At 65.1% G+C, this 18,679-nt stretch carries 20 protein-coding genes and 1 riboswitch; of the genes, 5 read left to right on the plus strand and 15 right to left on the minus strand.

Annotated features, from left to right (window positions below; translation table 11 throughout):
* Positions 1-134 precede the first annotated feature (134 nt).
* Positions 135-464 (plus strand): SMR family transporter, encoded by a 330-nt coding sequence (locus tag ACP7A3_RS20080; RefSeq protein WP_066675293.1) that lies wholly within the window; start codon positions 135-137, stop codon positions 462-464.
* A 275-nt stretch (positions 465-739) separates the two neighbouring features.
* Here ACP7A3_RS20080 and ACP7A3_RS20085 read toward each other — a convergent pair whose 3' ends face one another.
* The 11 genes from ACP7A3_RS20085 to ACP7A3_RS20135 all read right to left on the minus strand — a co-directional run bounded on the left by ACP7A3_RS20085 (position 740) and on the right by ACP7A3_RS20135 (position 11,723).
* Positions 740-1,390 (minus strand): hypothetical protein, encoded by a 651-nt coding sequence (locus ACP7A3_RS20085; RefSeq protein ID WP_426256979.1) that lies wholly within the window; start codon positions 1,388-1,390, stop codon positions 740-742.
* Entirely contained in the window at positions 1,387-2,031 is a 645-nt protein-coding gene (locus ACP7A3_RS20090) for a hypothetical protein (RefSeq protein WP_043061326.1), read from the minus strand. Before ACP7A3_RS20090 ends, ACP7A3_RS20085 begins: the two co-directional genes overlap by 4 nt.
* 49 nt (positions 2,032-2,080) lie before the next feature.
* Entirely contained in the window at positions 2,081-2,713 is a 633-nt protein-coding gene (locus tag ACP7A3_RS20095; protein WP_043061327.1) for a hypothetical protein, read from the minus strand.
* Between the two features lie 69 nt (positions 2,714-2,782).
* Positions 2,783-3,223, minus strand: coding sequence for a hypothetical protein (locus ACP7A3_RS20100; protein ID WP_043061328.1), 441 nt, complete (start codon positions 3,221-3,223; stop codon positions 2,783-2,785).
* Between the two features lie 96 nt (positions 3,224-3,319).
* Entirely contained in the window at positions 3,320-4,282 is a 963-nt protein-coding gene (locus tag ACP7A3_RS20105; protein WP_241769350.1) for a phosphoadenosine phosphosulfate reductase family protein, read from the minus strand.
* A gap of 2 nt (positions 4,283-4,284) precedes the next feature.
* On the minus strand, positions 4,285-5,208 hold the full coding sequence (locus tag ACP7A3_RS20110) for an ArdC family protein (protein WP_296744642.1): 924 nt from the start codon (positions 5,206-5,208) through the stop codon (positions 4,285-4,287).
* Positions 5,209-5,347: 139 nt separating this feature from the next.
* Positions 5,348-7,468, minus strand: a complete 2,121-nt coding sequence (locus ACP7A3_RS20115) for a ParB/RepB/Spo0J family partition protein (protein ID WP_043061550.1) — start codon at positions 7,466-7,468, stop codon at positions 5,348-5,350.
* A 412-nt stretch (positions 7,469-7,880) separates the two neighbouring features.
* On the minus strand, positions 7,881-8,363 hold the full coding sequence (locus ACP7A3_RS20120) for a c-type cytochrome (RefSeq protein ID WP_007406258.1): 483 nt from the start codon (positions 8,361-8,363) through the stop codon (positions 7,881-7,883).
* A gap of 14 nt (positions 8,364-8,377) precedes the next feature.
* A complete protein-coding gene (locus ACP7A3_RS20125) occupies positions 8,378-9,613 on the minus strand; it encodes a molybdopterin-dependent oxidoreductase (protein ID WP_007406293.1) in 1,236 nt (411 codons plus the stop codon).
* Positions 9,614-9,702: 89 nt separating this feature from the next.
* Positions 9,703-10,854, minus strand: a complete 1,152-nt coding sequence (locus ACP7A3_RS20130; protein ID WP_007406242.1) for a TDT family transporter — start codon at positions 10,852-10,854, stop codon at positions 9,703-9,705.
* Positions 10,851-11,723 carry a LysR family transcriptional regulator gene (locus ACP7A3_RS20135; protein ID WP_007406272.1) on the minus strand — a complete coding sequence of 291 codons (873 nt, stop codon included), beginning with the start codon at positions 11,721-11,723 and terminating at the stop codon, positions 10,851-10,853. Before ACP7A3_RS20135 ends, ACP7A3_RS20130 begins: the two co-directional genes overlap by 4 nt.
* 146 nt (positions 11,724-11,869) lie before the next feature.
* Here ACP7A3_RS20135 and ACP7A3_RS20140 point away from each other — a divergent pair, with 146 nt between their 5' ends.
* Complete coding sequence (locus ACP7A3_RS20140) at positions 11,870-12,937, plus strand: molybdopterin-dependent oxidoreductase (protein WP_043061557.1); 1,068 nt, start codon at positions 11,870-11,872, stop codon at positions 12,935-12,937.
* A complete protein-coding gene (locus ACP7A3_RS20145) occupies positions 12,934-13,446 on the plus strand; it encodes an MgtC/SapB family protein (RefSeq protein WP_007406274.1) in 513 nt (170 codons plus the stop codon). The genes ACP7A3_RS20140 and ACP7A3_RS20145 overlap by 4 nt, the downstream gene beginning before the upstream one ends.
* A gap of 51 nt (positions 13,447-13,497) precedes the next feature.
* Here ACP7A3_RS20145 and ACP7A3_RS20150 read toward each other — a convergent pair whose 3' ends face one another.
* Genes ACP7A3_RS20150 through ACP7A3_RS20165 form a run of 4 tightly spaced genes read right to left on the minus strand, consistent with a single transcriptional unit; the run spans position 13,498 to position 16,582 of the window.
* The gene (locus tag ACP7A3_RS20150; protein ID WP_007406229.1) at positions 13,498-14,268 is read right to left on the minus strand and encodes an anti-sigma factor family protein; all 771 of its coding nucleotides are present in this window, start codon (positions 14,266-14,268) and stop codon (positions 13,498-13,500) included.
* Complete coding sequence (locus ACP7A3_RS20155; protein ID WP_007406239.1) at positions 14,265-14,774, minus strand: RNA polymerase sigma factor; 510 nt, start codon at positions 14,772-14,774, stop codon at positions 14,265-14,267. Before ACP7A3_RS20155 ends, ACP7A3_RS20150 begins: the two co-directional genes overlap by 4 nt.
* Before the next feature lies 1 nt (position 14,775).
* Positions 14,776-16,215 (minus strand): YncE family protein, encoded by a 1,440-nt coding sequence (locus ACP7A3_RS20160; RefSeq protein ID WP_043061556.1) that lies wholly within the window; start codon positions 16,213-16,215, stop codon positions 14,776-14,778.
* 1 nt (position 16,216) lies between these two features.
* Positions 16,217-16,582 carry a DUF305 domain-containing protein gene (locus tag ACP7A3_RS20165; RefSeq protein WP_219994278.1) on the minus strand — a complete coding sequence of 122 codons (366 nt, stop codon included), beginning with the start codon at positions 16,580-16,582 and terminating at the stop codon, positions 16,217-16,219.
* Positions 16,583-16,745: 163 nt separating this feature from the next.
* Positions 16,746-16,822: riboswitch (Fluoride riboswitch) on the plus strand.
* Positions 16,823-16,845: 23 nt separating this feature from the next.
* On the opposite strand from ACP7A3_RS20165, the gene ACP7A3_RS20170 reads away from it, so the two are divergent.
* Positions 16,846-18,204 carry a voltage-gated chloride channel family protein gene (locus tag ACP7A3_RS20170; protein WP_116462976.1) on the plus strand — a complete coding sequence of 453 codons (1,359 nt, stop codon included), beginning with the start codon at positions 16,846-16,848 and terminating at the stop codon, positions 18,202-18,204.
* A 25-nt stretch (positions 18,205-18,229) separates the two neighbouring features.
* Complete coding sequence (locus ACP7A3_RS20175; protein WP_116462975.1) at positions 18,230-18,613, plus strand: DUF190 domain-containing protein; 384 nt, start codon at positions 18,230-18,232, stop codon at positions 18,611-18,613.
* Positions 18,614-18,679 lie beyond the last annotated feature (66 nt).

Here is an 18,679-nt window from a genome sequence, read left to right on the forward strand (position 1 = left end):
GAACGAAATAACAACAGACGTAGCCAGCACGGCCCTGTCTCCGGGGGGGCGACATCATCTCGGAACGAAGGGGCGCAATCATCTCGGAAACGAGGGGCGGCTTCATCGGAATCGGCAGGAAAAACGGAGCGCACATGAATTACGTCCTACTCGCGGTGGCGATTGTGTCTGAAGTGATCGGCACAACTTTCATGAAGCAGAGCGAAGGTTTCACCAAACTAGCGCCCAGCCTTCTCACTGCCCTCTCGTACATCGTGGCTTTCTACTGCCTGTCGCTGACATTGAAGACCATTCCCACCGGGATAGCTTACGCAATTTGGTCGGGCTGCGGCATCGTATTGATCGCAGCCGTTGCCTGGATCATTCAGGGGCAAAAGCTGGACTTACCGGCAATGGCGGGAATGGGTTTGATCGTGACTGGTGTCATCGTGATGAACGTGTTCTCGCAGACTGCTGCTCACTGATCGGTCGGGGTCGGCAGCTTCCGGGGATTGCGGTGCATCGGCTGAGCGACCGGAATGGGCGCGTAACAGACATTTCCCAATCTGTCGGCGCAACGATCAAGGCCGCATCAGCAAGTCCCGACGGGCAATGGCAAGTCAGTTTCTTCCGCTCAGCAAAGTCATTCCGGATGCCGCCGCGACGAGTCGCACCGCCTTCGGCGGTTGCGCTCGGGACAGTTGCAAAGTGCAGTAGCGCTTTGCAACTGTCCCGAGCGCTTCAATGGCCTCGGATCGTCTCAAACGGCGGATAATTTTGTAGCCCATAAATAAAGGGTTGCGGTGAGACGAGACACCATCTGCAAACATAACAGGATGCAGCTCGACTTCGGTGGCAATGGCAAACCGGCGGCAGCGATCCGTCGCTCGCATGCCGAACGATCCCATCCCCATTCGCGCAGTGGATAGCGATAGGCATAGCGCGGATCCTCGCACTCCACGGCGTGTGCGTAGCGCTGCGTGTCCCGCGGCGACGCGTCGTATCCGATCATCTTGATCACGCGTTCGCCAGCGTCCCAACATCGCCGTGCAGGCTCCCAGTCCGCAGTCCAAGCATCCTGGGCGCTTGCCTTCCACTTCTGTGAACAGGATCCCCGATTGAAGACCACCGACGGGAGCGTTGCGTTGGTCAGCATGTTCTCGGCGATCGTTGCATAGGGCGGCCAATGCTTGAAGTTGCGCGGCTGATAGCGAACGATCTCCGATGCGATGCCACGCTCGGCCATCCAGGCACGAAAGAGCGGAATGAAGGCATAGGTGCCGCGCTTCTCCGAGCCCGGATCGGCGAACAGGACCATGTCGATCGGCTCCTCTCGCCCGGCGAGTTCGATGATCATCGCGGTCGAGTCGACACCGGCACCCCATGCCACGACGACAGGTGGCCGGGTCATGGGAACTTTGCTCCAGCTGCCGTGAAGGTGACGTCGTTCGCCTCGAGCGCCGCGTCGACCTGATGATCGGCGGTCTGGAAGTCGTATTCGGCTTCGAGCCGGCGATAAAGCCAGCGCGCAAGGTCACGAAGCGCCTCCGTGACATCGTCCTCAGCAGTCGGGGTCCCATCTTGTCCGTTCGGGCCGTCACGTTCGACGCTGATCGTCATCGAATATTCGTGACAGTAGCGACCCGTCTGCCGGATGGTGCCTTGCAACTGATACAGGTTGCGGCGCTGGATGGCGGCGAGCGCGTCGACGATGCGGTGAAGTTCAGGGTCGACAGGCGCATAGGAGCGAATGGCGGCGCTCGACCCGCGCGCGTACCGATACTCGCCTTCGAAACTCGCGCCGTCGCCCTGACTGGCGAAGCCGGAAAAAAGGATGCGCGGCGCCGCCCGGGTTCCTCCTCCGTAGAGCCGGACCGGGCGGGTCGCGATCTCGACGCCGACGATGGCGCACACGTTCTCGAAGTCTTCGAAGACGCTCTCATGCCAATCGTCGGGAACCAGGTGATGGCGCGCCCAGGCACGCGCGGTGTCGCGGGCTGGCGGCTCAAGTTCCGCCGGTCGGAAGACCCGGGTGATGACCAGTTCAGGCATATCGTTCTCCTGACGCCGGATGCGACCGGCGATTGCATCGGCAAGAGGGTCAGGCGGCAGCCTCCAACGATGGCGGAAGCGCCCCGATCGACAGCGTGAGACGGCGCGCAAACGCGGGGGCGTCGAGCAATTCGGCGATGGGTGCGCGAAAAACCCTGCTCGACGGCTCGCCGCCACGGCAGCGATGGAAGGTGATCTCGCTGTCGGGCAGGAAGCTGCGCGGAACGACGCGGATGCCGATGTCGGGATGACGCAACTCGGTGACACCGTCGTCGTCATCGTCGCCGTCGATCGTCTGGACCCGGGCCTCGCCGGCGCCGAGCCCGATTTCGGCAGCAAGCTGTGCCACGGCGCGACGCGCTTGCGCATGGAAGGCGCGTTTGGCGGCGGGATCCCCGCCCACATGGTGTCCCGCGATCTCGAGAAGCGCTGGCGACGCCTCGATCGACGCCCGATCGATGACGCATCGCAGGCGTAGCGCTTCATCAGGACCCGCCATCGGCCGGATCACGCTGGCCAGGTTGCGGCTGAGAAGCAGGATTGCGGCGTCCTGCGCGATCGGCTTGCCGGCGCGGCGACAGTCGTCAGCGGCGGTGATGAGGGCGTGCAGCGCTGCGGGGAAGGTTTCCAGGCCCGAAGGATGAAGGGCTTGATGATGACGATAGGTCGTGTCGTAGAACATGGTTCAGCCTCCTGAGCGCGGATGCGCTCGCAAAGGCCGAAGGCGTCCTCTCCTCTTGTGCCGGCGGGTTCAACGCAGCCGGATGGGCGGCACGACGAAGTTCGCACCCTCGAAATACGCCAGCGCGGCCTCGAACGTGGCGAGGCGCTGAAGATGGTCTTCACCGATGACGACATAATCGTCCTCGTCGCATGGAAAGCGTGTTGGCTCGCCGCTCCCGGTGAAGACGAGGCGCTCAGCACCCCATTGTCCGGGGCAGGCGCCTGACCACCGGACGAAGGGCAGCGTCTCCCGAACGCAGAATGCCTCGAGCGCCTCGAACGCGCCGCGGGCGACTTCATGGGCCTTGAGGGTGAGGGACTTGCCGTCGACGAGCTCGGCGAGATGGAAGGGCGCGCCGTCCCAATCGGTCGAAAGGCCCTCGTGCCGAACGATGGACTCGAGTTCGGGCAGGGTGCTGCGATCGAGGACACCGCCGATCGTGATGGAGGCAGAAACGCGGTCAGTCATGGGACATCCTTTCTTGTGGGAGAGATGGGCGTCATGCCGTCCGGCCTGGGAAAGGGGGCGGTCGACCGGCGCAGAGTTCGATACGAGGCATTCATGCTATGGTGGGCCGGCCGGGTCGCCGAAGGCACCGGCGGGCAACCGCCAGGGATTCATCACGATCGGAAGGCGCCAGTGCTCGTCCTCGGCCTGGGAAAGCTCGTCGGGATGAACGAGCGCGGCAGAATAGGGGGAGCCACGATCCGCACGTGTTTCGACGTCAGCCGCGCGGTGGATGGTCTTGCCGCTGGCCGCCTCGCGCACCTTCACGCGCTGGAACGCGCGAGGGAAGACGTGACGCACGGTCGCCCATTGATCGGGCGAGCCGAAGATGCACGTTCGACACGACAGACGTCCCCAGCCAAGCGTGTACGCAGGGTGCGGACGGATCGACGAATCCGCAATTGCCTCCCAGACCCGTGCCTCGGTCCAGCCGTGGACGGGGCGCCAATGATCGACTGTGCGTCGCCTGCTCGACGTGCGATGCGGTTCAAAAGCCAGGTAATGCGCGCGGCAGGGGCTTTCGGCGGCGCGCTCGCCCGTCACGACCAGCGTGGCTCCATCGAGGAACCGGTCCTGGTTCCGGATGGCGGCCGCCAGGACATCGATCTTCAGCGATGGGCTGCACCAGCGAACACGAAGGTCAGCGCTGGTCTGCGGGAACAGACCGCGCGTGCCGATCGGGCCATTGCCCCCGGCGCGGCCGATACCGTCCGGGGTCTCGAACACGACCGGTGCGGTGGGTGCGCCCGACCGCTCGAGTTCGCGTGCAAAGCCACCCTCACGCCACGAGAAATAGACGCGAAGCCCAAGATGCTCGGCGATCGCGCGGACATATCCGGCGGTGCAGGGCCAATCCATAAAGCTCGCGCCGCCACCATCGACGTCATGATGATGGAGCTCGATCGCGTCCGCCGGCACGCCGAGGTGAAGGAGATGGAGAAGGGCGGCAAGGCTGTCCTTGCCACCGCTGAACGCCACGACGATGCGCCGGTAGGCGCGGAGGTCCGGACTGTCGGGCACGATCACGCCGCTTCACGATAAGGCTCGTCGGCATGGTCGAGGCGTCCGAGCCCGGTTGCACGTAGCAGAAATCCTGCTGCGGCTTCGGCCTTCGCCGCCGCGGTCATGATCGCCCGGGGCTCGCGTCGCAGCACGCGCAGCCATGCATCGACATAGCTGGCGTGATCGTCGAGGTGGGCGGTCGGAAGCTCGAGATCGGCGCCCAGCAGCGCCGATGTCATCTCGGCGCACAGTTCCTCAAAGGCGTAGGCGTCGTCGCCGAACTTCTTGCCGAAGGCACGGTCGAGGCGACTGGGATGACCGGTCCAGTGCCCGGCTTCATGGGCCAAGGTCGATGCCCAATAAGCCCGGGTGGAGAATTGCTCGGGCGGCGGCATGGTGATGCTGTCGGCCGTCGGATCGTAGAATGCGCGGTCGCCGCGGATGTGAACCGTGGCTGGCAGGCGTTCGACGAAGGTCTGGGCGCGGGATGGCAAGGCATCGGCCGGCGGCACGATAGAAAGCGGCGTGGGGTGAAACCGCTCGGGAAGGCCTTCGATCTGATCGGCGTTGAAGACAGCATAGCTGCGAAGGACACGTCGCAACTCGTCCGTCGTGACACCCGTCACGCTCGAGGCCACCGCTTTGCTGTAGGACTTGTAGAAGATCGCGATTTCGGATCGCTCGCCCTGCCGAACCTTACCGCCGAGAGCATCGGCCTGTTTGAAGGTCATCCACGTGCGCGAATGGTATCCGGCACCTTCCGCGACAAGCCACAGCCAGAAGCAATTGATCCCGCGGTAAGGCTCGCCGGTGACCCGGAGAGGACGACCGCCAAGGCCTGGGCGCCAGGGCTTCACCCAAGGTCTCACGCCAGCGTCCAGGCGATCGATGATGGCCGCCGTGATGATCTCGGCGGGGGAGGGGGCATCGGTGGTCTTGGCCACGGGTGGGCTCCTTGGCTTGGAAAAGGGGCGCTCGAGCGTCGGCGGGGGTTCGCATCCGGCACGACGCAGAGGCACGAAAAGGAGGGCGGTACTCCCGAGAGAGCACCGCCCTGAGGCTCCTCGAACATGCTGTCAGGCGTCAGGCGGCCTGGGGATAATCGTCGTCGACCGGTTCCTGTGTCGGCGCGTCACCAAGCGGGTTCGCACCGCTGTCCAGCTCGCTTCCATCCAGATCGTCACCGTCCAGCTCGTCACCGTCCGATCCGACGGCGTCACCGTCGTCAACGAAGGTCGAGCGCGCGGGTACGCGTTCCGGCCGTTCGACGTTGTCGAAGCGCATCGCCTCCGGAAGCCAGACCGTCGCCTTCTCGCGGATCTCCGCCTCGACGATCCCCTGTCCGTTGCAGAGTGCCGCGCAGGTGGCCGCCAATTCGCCCTTCTTGGCATCCTTGTAGCGCCCGCGCAGGATCGGGCCGCCGATCTCCTCCAGCGCGTCGAGCATGACGTCCTTCTTCACCCGGCCGAAGTAATTCTCGGCCGTGGGACGCCACAAGCACGCGACCTGGATATCGAGCAGACGGCCAAGATGATCGTGGAAACCGTTCGCGCGTGCGCCATCGGCAACGTTGAGCGTCGCCTCGAGGGTCTGCGCCACGGCAAACGCCACCCACGCGCCACGAGCATCGTCCGGCAGCGTTCGAAAAGCATCGAACCTCTCCGACATCGTGGTGTGCCCGACCCAGGTCGTGTCGAGATGCTGACGCTGATCCTCGATCGTCTGTGAGGCCATCGATGCTTCGTCACGAAAGGCGAAGATCGGAAATTGCGCGGGATCGGCACGCAGGGTCGAGTGATCGCGCACATAGCTGGTCGTGAAGACGAGGCTCTGGGCCATGAGGAAGATGGTCAGATCGAGCGCGATCATCGGATCGCTCGCGACGTGCGCAACGAGGATCTGGCGACGCTGGGTGGCTAGCTCCTCGATCAGCGTGGCGCTGAGCCGCGGGGACGGGTCCGCCACGGCGTCGTCACCGCTGCCGGTTTCGCCTGGTCCAGCGCCATTGCCGCTCGCAGCGCCACCCGCCCGGGGGTCAGCCAGCGGCTTTTCGCTGAACAGACGCGTGTGAACGCGGGCCTCGCCGTCACCGCCGATATAGACGAAGGTGCCCAAATTCGCTTTCACGCCCGGATCGATCGTCTTGCGGGCGGTGTCGATCTCCGCGATTTCGCGCTCGATCGTCTCAACGCGGTCGTTCGCCGCGTTCGCCTCGGGAGTGCCCTCGGCCAGATCGGTTTCCAGCGCCTCGATCAGCGCATCGTTCTCGAGGCCCAGCGCCTCGATCCGGGCTTGCTCTTCGTCGGTGAGGGGCCGAGCAACCGGGTGGAATTCGTGGAGCTGCCGCTCGACATCATAGGGGACGTGGGTGGCAGCGATCGGGGTCACGAACGCCAGACCCTGCGCGGCTGCGAGTTCCGCCGCGGCTGCCTCGAGCTTCTTGGTCGCCAAGTCCTCGAGGAGGTCGACGTCGGTCCAGTTCTCGTCGTCGGTGTCGAGCGCGAATAGATCGCCGTCGATACGGCCGCCCGCGGCGACATAGGCTTCCCGCCCAACGAAGCGCGCCTTGGCATCGTTTGGCCGCACGGTACCGTTGAGGATCGCGCGGCGAATGTTGTCGGGCTGCTTGCCGTAATAGGAATGCTTCATCTGCTCGAAGACCCGCGCCTGGCGATCGACGTCGGCGGTCACGGCGTACGCCTGCGCCACGCCGAGATCGATTTCGTCCGATCCAAGGGCCTCGAAGATGGCCGGCGCGAGGTCGGCGAGCCGCATGCGCTGCTCGACGAAACGAACGGTGACGGCCTGCTGGATCGCGACCTGTTCGACGGTCATGCCAAGCTGATCGATGAGATGCTTGAACGCGAGACAGTCGTCAGCCGGGTTCATCGGTACGCGCTGCCGGTTTTCCGCCAAGCTGGCGCCGACCGAAGCGGCATCATCAACCGACAGGACGAGCACGGGAACCTCGTGATCAGCCGCAAGTGCGCCGCGCCCGATGAGCAGCTGAATGGCGCGCAGCCGTCGACCGCCGGCCTTGACGGTGAAGGTGCCGGCCTTCTTGAGCGGCGTCACCACCAGATTTTGGAGGAGGCCGTTGGCAGCGATGCTGGCGGCGAGCTCCTCCAGGCCGACCTCCCGGCCACGCTTGCGCACATTGTCGTTCGAGAGCGAAAGGTTTTTGACCTTCACGGACTTGATCATCGGTCGTCTCCATCCGGAGTTGGCGCGCCGTCGACGACGTCGCGCGAGCCTGAACCTCAGGCCCACCAAGCCGAAGGCTCCCTCTCCTCCACTTCGATGGAACAGGACGACCGAGATGACGCACACAGTAGATGCGACGTGACGGCATCCCGCTCGTGCGTTCGAGACCTGCCCGGGAAGGTTCCTGTCAGAAATCAGTCAGCCAGCGGACGGCAACGTGCCCCGAGAACGATCGCGCGTCTTGGATGGGACCGCAGATCGTGGTCGTCGCCGATGCGCTGCCCTTAGCCATTCGCGCGATCCAAGGAGGGGGCGTCACATATAGTGGACCCGAATATACGCTAACGCCACGTCAGCGCGCCGTTTAGCGTCCCAATTGGGATGGTATTTCGGGATTATGGAAGTAGATCGGTTAGCCGGTTCCACCTGAGACATCAGGAGCCACTTTGGGGTCCGGGTCCTGCGCCTTGCCGGTCGCGGGTGCCACCTTCTGGCTCGGCATAGCGGTGAGATAAGCAACGATCGCATCGACGTCCTTCTCGGCCACTGGCGCCTTATACACCTCACGCATCTTGGTGACGGTCGCCTTCCACTGATCCGCCGATAGCGCAGGCTGGGTCAGCGCCATGCTGGCTGAGTGGCACGAGGTGCAATTGGCATTGATGACGTCGGCGTGCGGACCGTCGGGGTAGGTCGCGTCGTCGGCCGGCAGGTCGACGCTGGTCGAGGCAAGCGAGAAGCCGCGCGCTGACACGCTGGCGGCCGGCGCCGGCTCAGACATCTCGGAGATCGGAACGGGCGCCTTGCGGCTGCTCGGCGCGCCGATCGAGACGAGGATGATGCCGGTCAGGCCGATCAGGCCAGCAGCCATCATGCCGGGAGACGGAGTCTTCATGATTTGCTCGCTCCTCAGGCCGCGATGATGGTGGTGGTTTCAATGTTGCCGCGCATGAACCCGCCGGGATTCCAGATCGGCTTCATCGGCTGAGCGACACCGTTGGTGTTCCAGCAGCGCACCATGATGGGGTTAGGCCCGCGTCTCAGCGGCACCCGCCCGTCCCAGCGCCGGAAGCTGTACCTGCCCTCGTCCGCTCCGAGCGTCGTCCTGTACCAGGTGCGGCCACCGTCCGACGACACATCGACCTTGGCGACGCCGCAATCGCCGCCCATTGCGATGCCGCCGACCGGGATCGACGCTTCATAGGCGATCGCCTGACCATCGGGCAGGCTGGTCATCCAGCTACGCGGGATCATGCGATTGATCGGTACGGTCGGGAAGTCCTTGGCACCGGGCGCGACATTCGCGCCGGGTGTCGCGGGGATCTTGTAGGCCTTGGCCATCCAATACTGGTCGTCAGGGCCGGGCAGTACCTCGATCGCGTTCAGCATCTTGACCCAATAGGTCGAGTACCAGCCCGGCACGATCAGCCGGCAGGGAAAGCCGTTGAGGAGCGGCAGTTGCTCGCCGTTCATGCCGAAGGCGATCATGACCTCGCCGTCGCGGGCATGGTCGATGTCGAGTGCCTTCTCGAAGTCAGGAGCGCCCGCCACGACCGGCTGATCGAGAGCGCCGAAGCGCACCTGCACCGCGCCTGCCTTGACCCCGGCGAGGTCGAGCACGTCGCGCAGGCGAACGCCGAGCCACTTGGCGTTGCCCATCGCGCCATTGCCCCATTGCGCGCCGGCGACGCGCGGCTGGAACAGCCCGCGGCTGTTGCCCGAGCACTGGTTCACCGCCGCCATCTCGACCCGTGGAAGGCGCAGCAGCTGAGCGAGGCTGATCGACAGCGGCCGATTGACGTGGCCGAAGACGTTGAGGCGGAAACTTTCGACGTCGATCGAGGTCGGTATGTCGGCCCAGTGCCAGCGGACGAAGAACTGGTCGTTGGGCGTGAACACCGACTTGTCGAAGACCTCCATCGGCGTCTCCAGCAAGGGTGGATGGACGCGCTGGAGGATCATGCTGCCCTTGCCGGGAAAGGCGCTGGTCATCGGCCGCTCGGCATTGCCGCCGGGCAGCTTCAGGTCGACGAGCTGCTGCGCCAGTGCCGGCGCGGCGGCAAGGCCGGCGGTGCCGAGCGCGGCATGGCTGAGGAAGCGGCGACGGCTGGTCTCACTCGCCAGCCCGGCGTCGAAATTGTCCATGACAAGGCTCTCCTGTGGCCAGTCACGCTGGCGGATCGAAGGGGCATTCTGCAAGTGATCGGACCGACTGATCCGATCATCATGGCGGATCAGTTCGGGGTGGCGATGCAGGGCGAGACGAACAGGTTGCCCCGCCATGCACCGGCTAGCGTCTTGGCACCGACCAGCAGCCACATCGCCGCGAGCGCAACCGTCAGCACCGTGCCGACGATACCGAAAAACATAAGGTTCAGCGTCGTGCCGAGGCGGAAGGTGGCGACGGTGTAGACGCCGAGCGGGAAGGTGTAGCCCCACCAGCCGAGGTTGAACGGCACGCCCGCGCGCCAGTAGCGGATGGTGATAAGCGTCGCGAGCGCCAGCCACCACAGGCCGAAACCCCAAAGGCAGAGCCCGGCGACAACGCCGATCCCCTGCGCGACGGTGCCGACGCCGGCTAGCCCGTGCGCGGTGAGGATCGCCGGCGCATCCGCGCCGAGCACCAGCATGCCCAGAGCACCCGTGCCGATCGGCCCCAGCGCCAGCCAGGAAGATGCCGCCATGCTTTCATGCGGCAACTTGTGGAGTGCCATGCGCAGGATGAGGATGGCGAGGATGCCAAACGCGACCGGCACCGAATAGGCCCACAGCACATAGGAGGTCGCGAGCGTCACTATCTGCGCGTGGGGATCGGTTAGATGCGGCGCGAGCAGCCCGCCGCTGGCGCCCGCCACTTCGGCAGCGACGACCGGCAGCAGCCATACGGCGGTCATGCCGTCCAGGCTGTGCTCGTGGCGGGTAAACATCAGGTAGGGGATCAGCACGCCGCAGGCGAGCGACATGGCGACGTCGATCCACCACAGGATATGCGCGACCGGCACGATGCCATTTCCGAACCGCGCGATGCCGAAGGCGAGACAGCCGTTGATGATCGTCGCCAGCCCCATCGGAATGGTCCCGATGAACATCGACACGGTGTTGTGCCCGAAGATGCGCCGCGCCTCGTGCCCGAACATCACCCAGCGCGCGCCATAGAGGCCGGCGAACAGCGCGAAGAGCGCGATATTGAAGAACCACAACACCTCGCCGACAGGTTTAAGCGAAGGCCCGATGCCGGGCACCTGCGGCAGCGCGAGGGCAAGGATGCCCGTGCCCATCGTCGCGGCGAACCAGTTGGGCGTGAACTGGCGGATCATCTCGCGGGGGTGATCGAGCCGGCTGAGCGGCTTGAGGCCGCTGAGAACGGAGTGCGTGTCGGCAGTCATGCGACCTGCTCCTTGATGAGATCCGTCAGCGCGTCGGCCGCGCGGGTGCGATAGCGTTCCTTGTGGCGCAGCGCGTGAAAGGCGCGGTCGGGCAGCCCGAGCGGCAGCTCGACGAGATCGCCAGCCTTGAGCGCGCGCGCGACGACCAATCGCGACAAGACGGCAACGCCGGCACCGGCCTCAACGGCGGTGCGCACCGCCTCGTTGGACGGCAGCGTCATCGCTATCGTCAGCTGGGCCGGATCAAACCCGCGCGTTCGCAGCACGTCCTCGAAAGTCGAGCGCGTACCCGATCCCTGCTCACGGACGATCCAGCGTGTAGTGCGCAGCCAGGCCTCGTCGATGCGTTCGGCTTCCTCGCGGCCGACCAGCACCATTGGGTCATGCCCGACATTCCAGTGGGCAAGCGCCGGTTCGTCCACCTCGCCCTCGACAAAGCCGAGTTCCGCCGCGCCGCTCAACACCTGCGCTGCCGCGCCTTCGGTGTTGTCGATCGCCAGCTCGACCGCGATCTGTGGGTGGCGTTCGTGGAAGGCGGCGAGCTTTGCCGGCAACCAATAGCTCGCGATCGTCTGGCTGGCGACGATCCGCAACGAACCACGCGCGAGCCCGGCATAGTCCGCGAGCATCGTCTCGGCATGCGCTGCCCGCCCCAGCACCGCGCGCGCTTCCTCCAGAAAGCCGCGGCCTGCCTCGGTAAGCTGGATGCCACGCCCGACGCGGTGGAACAGCGGAACGCCGTAGCGCGCTTCGAGGGCCGCAACCGCCCCGGAGGCAGCAGACTGCGTGACGTTCAGCGCCTCCGCTGCCTTGGTGACGTGTTCGCGCTCCGCGACACCGACGAATATTCTGAGCTGCTCCAAAGTCATGCATCATATATCGCGTACTTAGATCGATACGACCAACCGTTTGATATGGTCATTCCAATCTGGATATCGGAATGGTCGGCAGCCTTTCGTCTGCGATGGTCTCGAAGACTTGAAGCGTTACGCGTGCCCGCGACGTTTGATCGTCCATGACCGATATGATCGAGCGCAGTTCTGATCCCTACAATGCCAAGCCGACGCCCGGTGCGTTGATCGAGCGGTTTCTGACGCCGCAGGCGCTGTTCTACGTGCGCAGCCACGGGCCGGTGCCGGATCTGCCCGCCAATCATCGGATCGAGGTGAGCGGGAGGGGCATGGCGAGCCGCTTCTTCTCGGTGCAGGAACTGAAGAGCACGTTTGCCACGCGCACGGTAACGGCGGTTCTCCAGTGCGCCGGCAACCGGCGTACCGATCTCCAGCAGGTCGCCAACACCTCCGGCGATCCGTGGGACGTAGGCGCGATCGGCAATGCGGAGTGGACCGGCGTACGCTTGGCCGATGTGCTCGATGCGGTCGGCGCGCCGGATGCGTCCGAGCTGTTCGTGGCGTTCACCGGCGCGGACGAGGTGGACGTGGAGGGTGAAGAAGCCTTGTTCGGGGTATCGATCGCCATGAGCAAGGCGCGGGAGCCCGACGTACTCCTCGCCTGGGCGATGAATGGCGAGCCGCTGACGCCCGAACATGGCGCCCCGCTCCGCATGGTGGTGCCTGGCTATGCCGGGGTCCGCAGCGCCAAATGGCTGACACGGATCGAGGTGCGTGAAACGCCCTCCGAGGCACCGATCCAGGCGCACGACTACAAGCTCTTCCCCGCCGCTGTGACGAGCGACACCGTCGACTGGAGCCAGGGTCTGACGATCAATGCCATGCCGCTCAACGCCGCGATCTGCTCGCCCGGTGCGGGCGAGAGTTTGGCCGCCGGAGAGGTGCGGATTGAGGGATATGCCATTGCCTATGACCGCCGTATTTCTCGGATCGAAGTGTCGGTGAACGGCGGTCGCGACTGGCAACAGGCGACCTTCGCCGATGATCCGGAGACGCGCTGGGGCTGGCGGCGCTGGATCCTTGACGCCACACTTGCCAAGGGACGCCAGCACCTTGTCGCCCGTGCCTTCGACGAGACCGGGCAGGGACAGCCCGAGCGGCCGGATACGATGTGGAATTTCGCCGGCTATCTGTGCACCGCCTGGCATCACGTTCACGTGCTGGTCGAATGATCGAAGCATCAGCGGCACCGGACGTCGCTTTCTGGATCGATGCGATTGGCCGGCTGGTGGTGGCGACCGCGGCCGGGATGGTGCTCGGCTGGGAACGCTCGCGTGAGAACCGGCAGATCATGGGCCTGCGGACGCTGGGTCTGGTCGGTCTGGCGAGTTGCATCGCCGTTCAGGCGATCGTGCATAGTGGCTTGCCGAACGTGAACGCCGATGCCGCAGGACGGGCGATGCAGGGCATTCTGTCCGGCGTCGGCTTCATCGGTGCCGGTGCGGTGCTGCGGGTCGGCCAGGGTCAGGAAGTGCATGGATTGGCGACCGCCGCGTGCATCTGGGTGACAGCCACGATCGGCGCGGCAGCAGGGTTGGCGGTGTGGCCGCTCATCATCGGCGGGGTGAGCCTTGCAATGCTCGTCCTGTTCGTCGGCGCGCCGCTGGAACGCCGCATCCGCGAGCGAGCCCGTCTGACGCCGGCCGAGACCGACAGGAAGGATGTCGAGCGCAAGCCGTGATCGCGCTGGACCGCCCGGTGCCCGTCGGCGCCGGGAGGCGGCAAGGCGCTATCAGGACACAAGCGCGGCATCTGCCTGACGCCGGACTTCATCGGCGATCGGATGCAGTTCGGCCGCGGGTCGCTCGCCCACCACACTATAGCCGATCCCGTCGACCGCCCATGTGACCCGGCCCATGGTCCCGCTGGACGTGCTGGTCATGCTCGCGGTCTTGTCGATCTGCATGGGCCTCGTCAGCACTGCAAGTTTCGACGCTTGCGGTCCGTCGTAGAGGAGCAGTGCCGCAGGGCCGTGGGGCGTCGCGACCAGTCGCCCCCCGCCATAGCGATAGCCGGCCGTGCTGAGGTCCGGGATCGTGACGCGCTCACCCAATCGAGCGGAGGTCCATCGGATCAGCATGGCGCGCTGGTCGGGGCCGATCTCCGCCGGTCGTATCCGGTCGGCGGCATAGACACGGAAATTATCACTCGCCTCGTTGGCCAGCGCCGCGATGCCCGCGCGGGGTTCGCCGCTCCACCGCGCGCTCGACCAGCCACCGCCAAACCCCAACGCCAGCAGAAGTGACGCGGCGATGGCGAGCTGCCAACGCGGTTGCCGTTGCCGTCCCCTGATCGCTGCCACGCGCATCGTCGCCGGGATCGGTTCATCCGCGACGGGGGCGAACAGGGATGCAAGGGCTCGCGCCTGCTCCGCCTGCTCTCGCACACGGGCATGCACGTCCGGCTGGCCTTCAAGATAGGCGTCGACCAGGCGCTGCCGCTCGGGCGACAGCCTGCCATCGATCCATGCGGCCAGATCGTCCTCGCCGATCGGGCTGGTCATTGCACGCTCCTCAATCGCGGCCGTTCACCCTCCCGGAGGAGGGTCGCCAGACGGTCGCGCCCCCGCGATATGCGCGACATTACCGTGCCCAGCGGCACGCCGACTACGGCAGCGACCTCCGCATAGGGCAGGCCCTCGACCGAGACCAGGAGCAGCACCGTTCGCTGTTCTTCAGGCAACGCATCAAGCGCGCGCAGCAGGTCGCGGTGGTGCAGGCCTGTGTCCTGATCGGCCGGGCGGCCGAGCGCGGCGTCGTCCACGAGGTGGAGCGGAACCGCCGTACCTCGCCGGCTATGCTGCCGCTGATGATCGACCAACAAATTGTGCAGGATCGCATAGACCCACGGGCGGACCTCCGCACCCCGTCGCTGTCGCCAGCGCCCGACCGCGCGCTCCAGGCAATCCTGCACCACGTCATCCGCCATCACCCGGTCGCGCAACCACGACCGGGCATAGCGGCGCAGCCCGGGGATCAGCGGTTCGATCGCGGCGGCAAGCGGGTCCATCTCAGTCGCGCTGCACCTGCACGATGCGCCCCGGCGCGCCGTTCACCACCTCCGCAACCGCCAGAAAGCGCCGGGGTGTCGCGGTCCTGCCCTGAACGATCTGGCGGATCGGACCCGATGCGTTGACGATCGCCGCACCTGCCGGGTTGCTCATGAAGTTCGCAAGCGGCTCTACAGCGCCGCTGCCGTCCGCATTGGCGGTCAGTACGAGCATGTAAGGCTTCTTGGGCTGCAAACCGGTAACGGCACTCTGCACGACCTGAATGATGCCCTGGTCGAAGAGGGTGATGCTGCTTGCCGTACCTTTGCCGCCAATCGGCCCCATGGTCAGATGCAGCGCCTTGCCCGCTGTGCCGAGCGGCTGGAGATTGTCGGTGCCGGGGCCTGTCGGAACTGCGTTCGACACATAGGCGATCGCCTGCGGTGCCTGTCCGACCGGCACGGTAGCGACGACCGTGTTGCCGGCAGTGTCGATCGCGGCCAGCTCATCGGAATTCTCTAGCCCGACATAAACGCGCCGGCCGTCGCCCGATGGCCAAACACCGTGCGGCATCTTGCCGACCGGAATTGTTGCCACCGGCGTGAAGTCGGACGTGCGGAACACCTTGACCACATTCTCTCCGCCGACCGTCACATACGCGAACTGCCCCTTGGCCGTGCGGGCGAAATTGACATGGTTCGTGATAGGCCCGGTATCCAGCACCTTCAGGATCGCGAAGGGTGGCCGAGCATCGAATGCGACCGTCTTGCCGATGTCCTTCAGCGTAAACCACACTTGCTTGCCGTCCGGCGTCGCGGCGATGTTGGGGCAGAAGGGGCTTGGCTGCGCCACCTGTCCGACCTGCGCGTGGGTCGCGACATCGAACACAGCCAATACCGGATTGAACGAAGAGCAGACATAGCCGTACCGGCCATCGGGAGAGAAGATCGTCATGCCCGGACCACCGGGCGTCTTGATGCGCCCCGTCTCCTTGTACGTCGTGGGGTCGAGCACGGCGATATAATCCTCGCCGCGGACCGTGACCCACACCTCCTTGCCGTCCGGCGTGAAGAACGCCTCGTGCGGACTGCGCCCGACATAGGTCGTGTGCTTGACGGTGTTGGTGGCGGTGTCGATCCACGACACGGCGTTCGATCCGATCGACACGACCGCCAAGGTCTTCCCGTCCGGCGAGAAGCCCAGGCCGTGAACCAGCACCTGTCCCTTGTAGAGCGGGGAGAAGTTCATCGGCTGGGGATCGCCGAGTTTGATGACGCCGAGCAGCCGGTTGTCGGCCGGGTCGGTCACCGACACCGTGTTGGAGAATTGTTCAGACGCATAGACGCGGTCGCGGTGGCTGACGGGCATGTCCTTAGCGTTCCACGGCGCCTGCTGGGCCATGGCGAGGCCCGGTGCGGCGCTCATCAGCAAGGCGGCCGAGCGCAGGATGGTCCGGATCATGTCAGTGCTCCATAGGGCTATGGTGGTCGCCGCCCTGCGTCGGGGCTGGCGTCGAAGGCGGTAGCGGCTGGCCGATCGCCAGCTTCATGGCGGCGATCTCCTGCTGCTGATCGATGATGATTTCCTGCGCGATGCGCTTGAGCTGCTCGTTATGGCCGTAGCGCAGCTCCGCCACCGCCATATCGATGGCACCCTGATGATGCGGAAGCATCATCGCCACGAAGTCGCGGTCGACGTCACCGGACGGCTTGACCATCATGCCCGCCATCATCCGGTCCATCGCGACAGACATCATGGTAGCGTAGCCATCGGCGGGGGCGGCCGCGACTGCGCCGGTAAGTAGGGCCGAAGCCGTCAGACCCAGCATCCAATCTCGTCTACGCATAAGCCTCCAGCGCATCGGTCTCGAAAGCGTAGACGATGCTCGTCGGGGTTTATTCCGTGGCCAAAGCCATTTTATCGGTCCTCACCAAAACGATAGTCTCATGCTTCTGCGGTTGGTTGACCGGGTCGCGGTTGGACAGCATATGCGCAGGCACGGCGATGGATTTCCGCCGGGCCATTCGGTCGAACCGCCCTCGCAAGGGCCGATGATTCCTACCAGGCGCCGCAAGGCAGCAAGGAGGAATCGTGCGCGCGACATTTCGCAATCTCTATGACCAGTTCAACATGGCAGCGTTCATTCGCGATCGCCGCACCCATGCCACGTCGGTACTGCGGTGGGCTTTGATCCTGGTCCCGATGGCCGCAGCGGTGGGAACGCTCTGCGCGGCCTTCCTGCGGAGCCTCGACGCCGTAACCCGGCTTCGCTTCGCCTTTCCCTGGCTGCTCTACCTGCTGCCGATCGGCGGGTTCGTGGTCGGACTGCTCTACCATCTGACAGGGCGCTTGGTCGAAGGCGGCAACAACCTCATCGTCGAGCAAATCCACGAACCGGGGGGCGGCGTGCCGCTGCGCATGGCTCCGCTCATCTTCTTCGGCACGGTCGTGACACATCTGTTCGGGGGATCGGCGGGACGTGAAGGCACCGCCGTGCAGTTGGGCGGCAGTCTTGCCAGCGGGTTTGGACGCGCGCTCAGATTGGATGCGGAAGCGACACGCACCCTCCTTATGACCGGGATCGCGGCTGGGTTCGGCGCGGTCTTCGGGACGCCGATTGCGGGCGCGGTCTTTGCACTGGAGGTGCTGGCGATCGGTCGGGTCGAGTATCGCGCGCTGGTGCCATGCCTGGTCGCGGCGCTGGTCGGTGACTGGACCTGTCTTGCCTGGGGCATTCATCACGGCGTCTACCATGTCGATGCGCTGGTGCCGGTCGACGCGCTGCTCGTCGCCAAGGCCGGTGTCGCCGGCATTGCCTTCGGTCTGACCGGGCTGACCTTTGCCGAGGCCAATCACGCGCTGGGCGGATGGTTGAAGCGCGTGATCCCCTATGGCCCACTACGACCCGTTATCGGCGGGCTGGCCGTGATTGCGCTGGTCTGGCTGCTCGGAACCCGCGACTATCTTGGCCTGGGTACGCTCGCCGCGACACCGGACAGCCTGACCATCGCCAGCTTCTTTGGTCCCGATACGCACTCGTGGAGCTGGGCGCTGAAGCTGCTCTTTACCGTCGTGACCCTGAGCGCGGGCTTCAAGGGGGGCGAGGTCACGCCGCTGTTCTTTATCGGCGCGGCGCTCGGCAATGCGCTCGCGCCGATGTTCGGAGTACCGTCGGGGCTATTCGCAGCGATCGGCTTCGTCGCGCTGTTCGCGGGCGCGGCCAACACACCGCTGGCTTGCACGTTCATGGGGATCGAGTTGTTCGGCGCGGCCTATACGGTGCCGATCGCAGTCGCGTGCTTCGTCGCCTACCTCTGCTCAGGCCACAACGGCATCTACCTGTCGCAGCGCGTCGCTGTGCCAAAGGTACCTGCCGCACACCTCACACCCGACGCGACCCTGCGCGATGCCCGCACGCACCGCGCTTCTCGCCGGCGCACGCGCGCCTGATCCTGTTTCCTGTCGAAAGCCCGTCATGCCCAATCGTTTCACCGTCCATCACCGCGAAGTCGGGATGCTGCGCATCTATCTGAAACCGTCCGACAAGATCGGCCCGCGTCGCTTCTGGGGGGCAAAGCCGCTCTATCGCGAGCTGATTCGCACCGCGAAGGCGGACGGCATCATCAACGCCGTCGCGCAAAATACCCATTACGGCTTCAGCAATCACGAACCGATCCGGGAGAACGGCTCGGAAATTGCCGATCCGCATCTGACGATCTGTGTCGAACTGGTCGGCGATCGCGATCAGCTCGACCTCTTCTGTCGCCGGTATGGAGATCTGATCGGCGACAAGGTGATCGTCTACAAACGACTGGAGCATTGGACTATCACGCGCAAAACTGAGCTAACCAGAGCCTGATCGGCGTTCCCGTAAAGGAAGGTTGATCGAGAATGACGGTGTACCCCGTGCAGTTTGATCAGTGCT

It is taken from the genome of Sphingomonas sp. DC5200-1 (assembly GCF_049897245.1).
GTDB lineage: Bacteria > Pseudomonadota > Alphaproteobacteria > Sphingomonadales > Sphingomonadaceae > Sphingomonas > Sphingomonas aquatilis.

Bases quoted from the DNA above. Each gene is read 5' to 3' on its own strand.
- ACP7A3_RS20080 (WP_066675293.1), top strand. From the start codon at position 135: ATGAATTACGTCCTACTCGCGGTGGCGATTGTGTCTGAAGTGATCGGC.
- ACP7A3_RS20100 (WP_043061328.1), bottom strand. From the start codon at position 3,223: ATGACTGACCGCGTTTCTGCCTCCATCACGATCGGCGGTGTCCTCGAT.
- ACP7A3_RS20090 (WP_043061326.1), bottom strand. From the start codon at position 2,031: ATGCCTGAACTGGTCATCACCCGGGTCTTCCGACCGGCGGAACTTGAG.
- ACP7A3_RS20120 (WP_007406258.1), bottom strand. From the start codon at position 8,363: ATGAAGACTCCGTCTCCCGGCATGATGGCTGCTGGCCTGATCGGCCTG.
- ACP7A3_RS20140 (WP_043061557.1), top strand. From the start codon at position 11,870: ATGACCGATATGATCGAGCGCAGTTCTGATCCCTACAATGCCAAGCCG.
- ACP7A3_RS20135 (WP_007406272.1), bottom strand. From the start codon at position 11,723: ATGACTTTGGAGCAGCTCAGAATATTCGTCGGTGTCGCGGAGCGCGAA.
- ACP7A3_RS20125 (WP_007406293.1), bottom strand. From the start codon at position 9,613: ATGGACAATTTCGACGCCGGGCTGGCGAGTGAGACCAGCCGTCGCCGC.
- ACP7A3_RS20095 (WP_043061327.1), bottom strand. From the start codon at position 2,713: ATGTTCTACGACACGACCTATCGTCATCATCAAGCCCTTCATCCTTCG.
- ACP7A3_RS20130 (WP_007406242.1), bottom strand. From the start codon at position 10,854: ATGACTGCCGACACGCACTCCGTTCTCAGCGGCCTCAAGCCGCTCAGC.
- ACP7A3_RS20150 (WP_007406229.1), bottom strand. From the start codon at position 14,268: ATGACCAGCCCGATCGGCGAGGACGATCTGGCCGCATGGATCGATGGC.
- ACP7A3_RS20145 (WP_007406274.1), top strand. From the start codon at position 12,934: ATGATCGAAGCATCAGCGGCACCGGACGTCGCTTTCTGGATCGATGCG.
- ACP7A3_RS20175 (WP_116462975.1), top strand. From the start codon at position 18,230: ATGCCCAATCGTTTCACCGTCCATCACCGCGAAGTCGGGATGCTGCGC.
- ACP7A3_RS20160 (WP_043061556.1), bottom strand. From the start codon at position 16,215: ATGATCCGGACCATCCTGCGCTCGGCCGCCTTGCTGATGAGCGCCGCA.
- ACP7A3_RS20165 (WP_219994278.1), bottom strand. From the start codon at position 16,582: ATGCTGGGTCTGACGGCTTCGGCCCTACTTACCGGCGCAGTCGCGGCC.
- ACP7A3_RS20155 (WP_007406239.1), bottom strand. From the start codon at position 14,774: ATGGACCCGCTTGCCGCCGCGATCGAACCGCTGATCCCCGGGCTGCGC.
- ACP7A3_RS20115 (WP_043061550.1), bottom strand. From the start codon at position 7,468: ATGATCAAGTCCGTGAAGGTCAAAAACCTTTCGCTCTCGAACGACAAT.
- ACP7A3_RS20085 (WP_426256979.1), bottom strand. From the start codon at position 1,390: ATGACCCGGCCACCTGTCGTCGTGGCATGGGGTGCCGGTGTCGACTCG.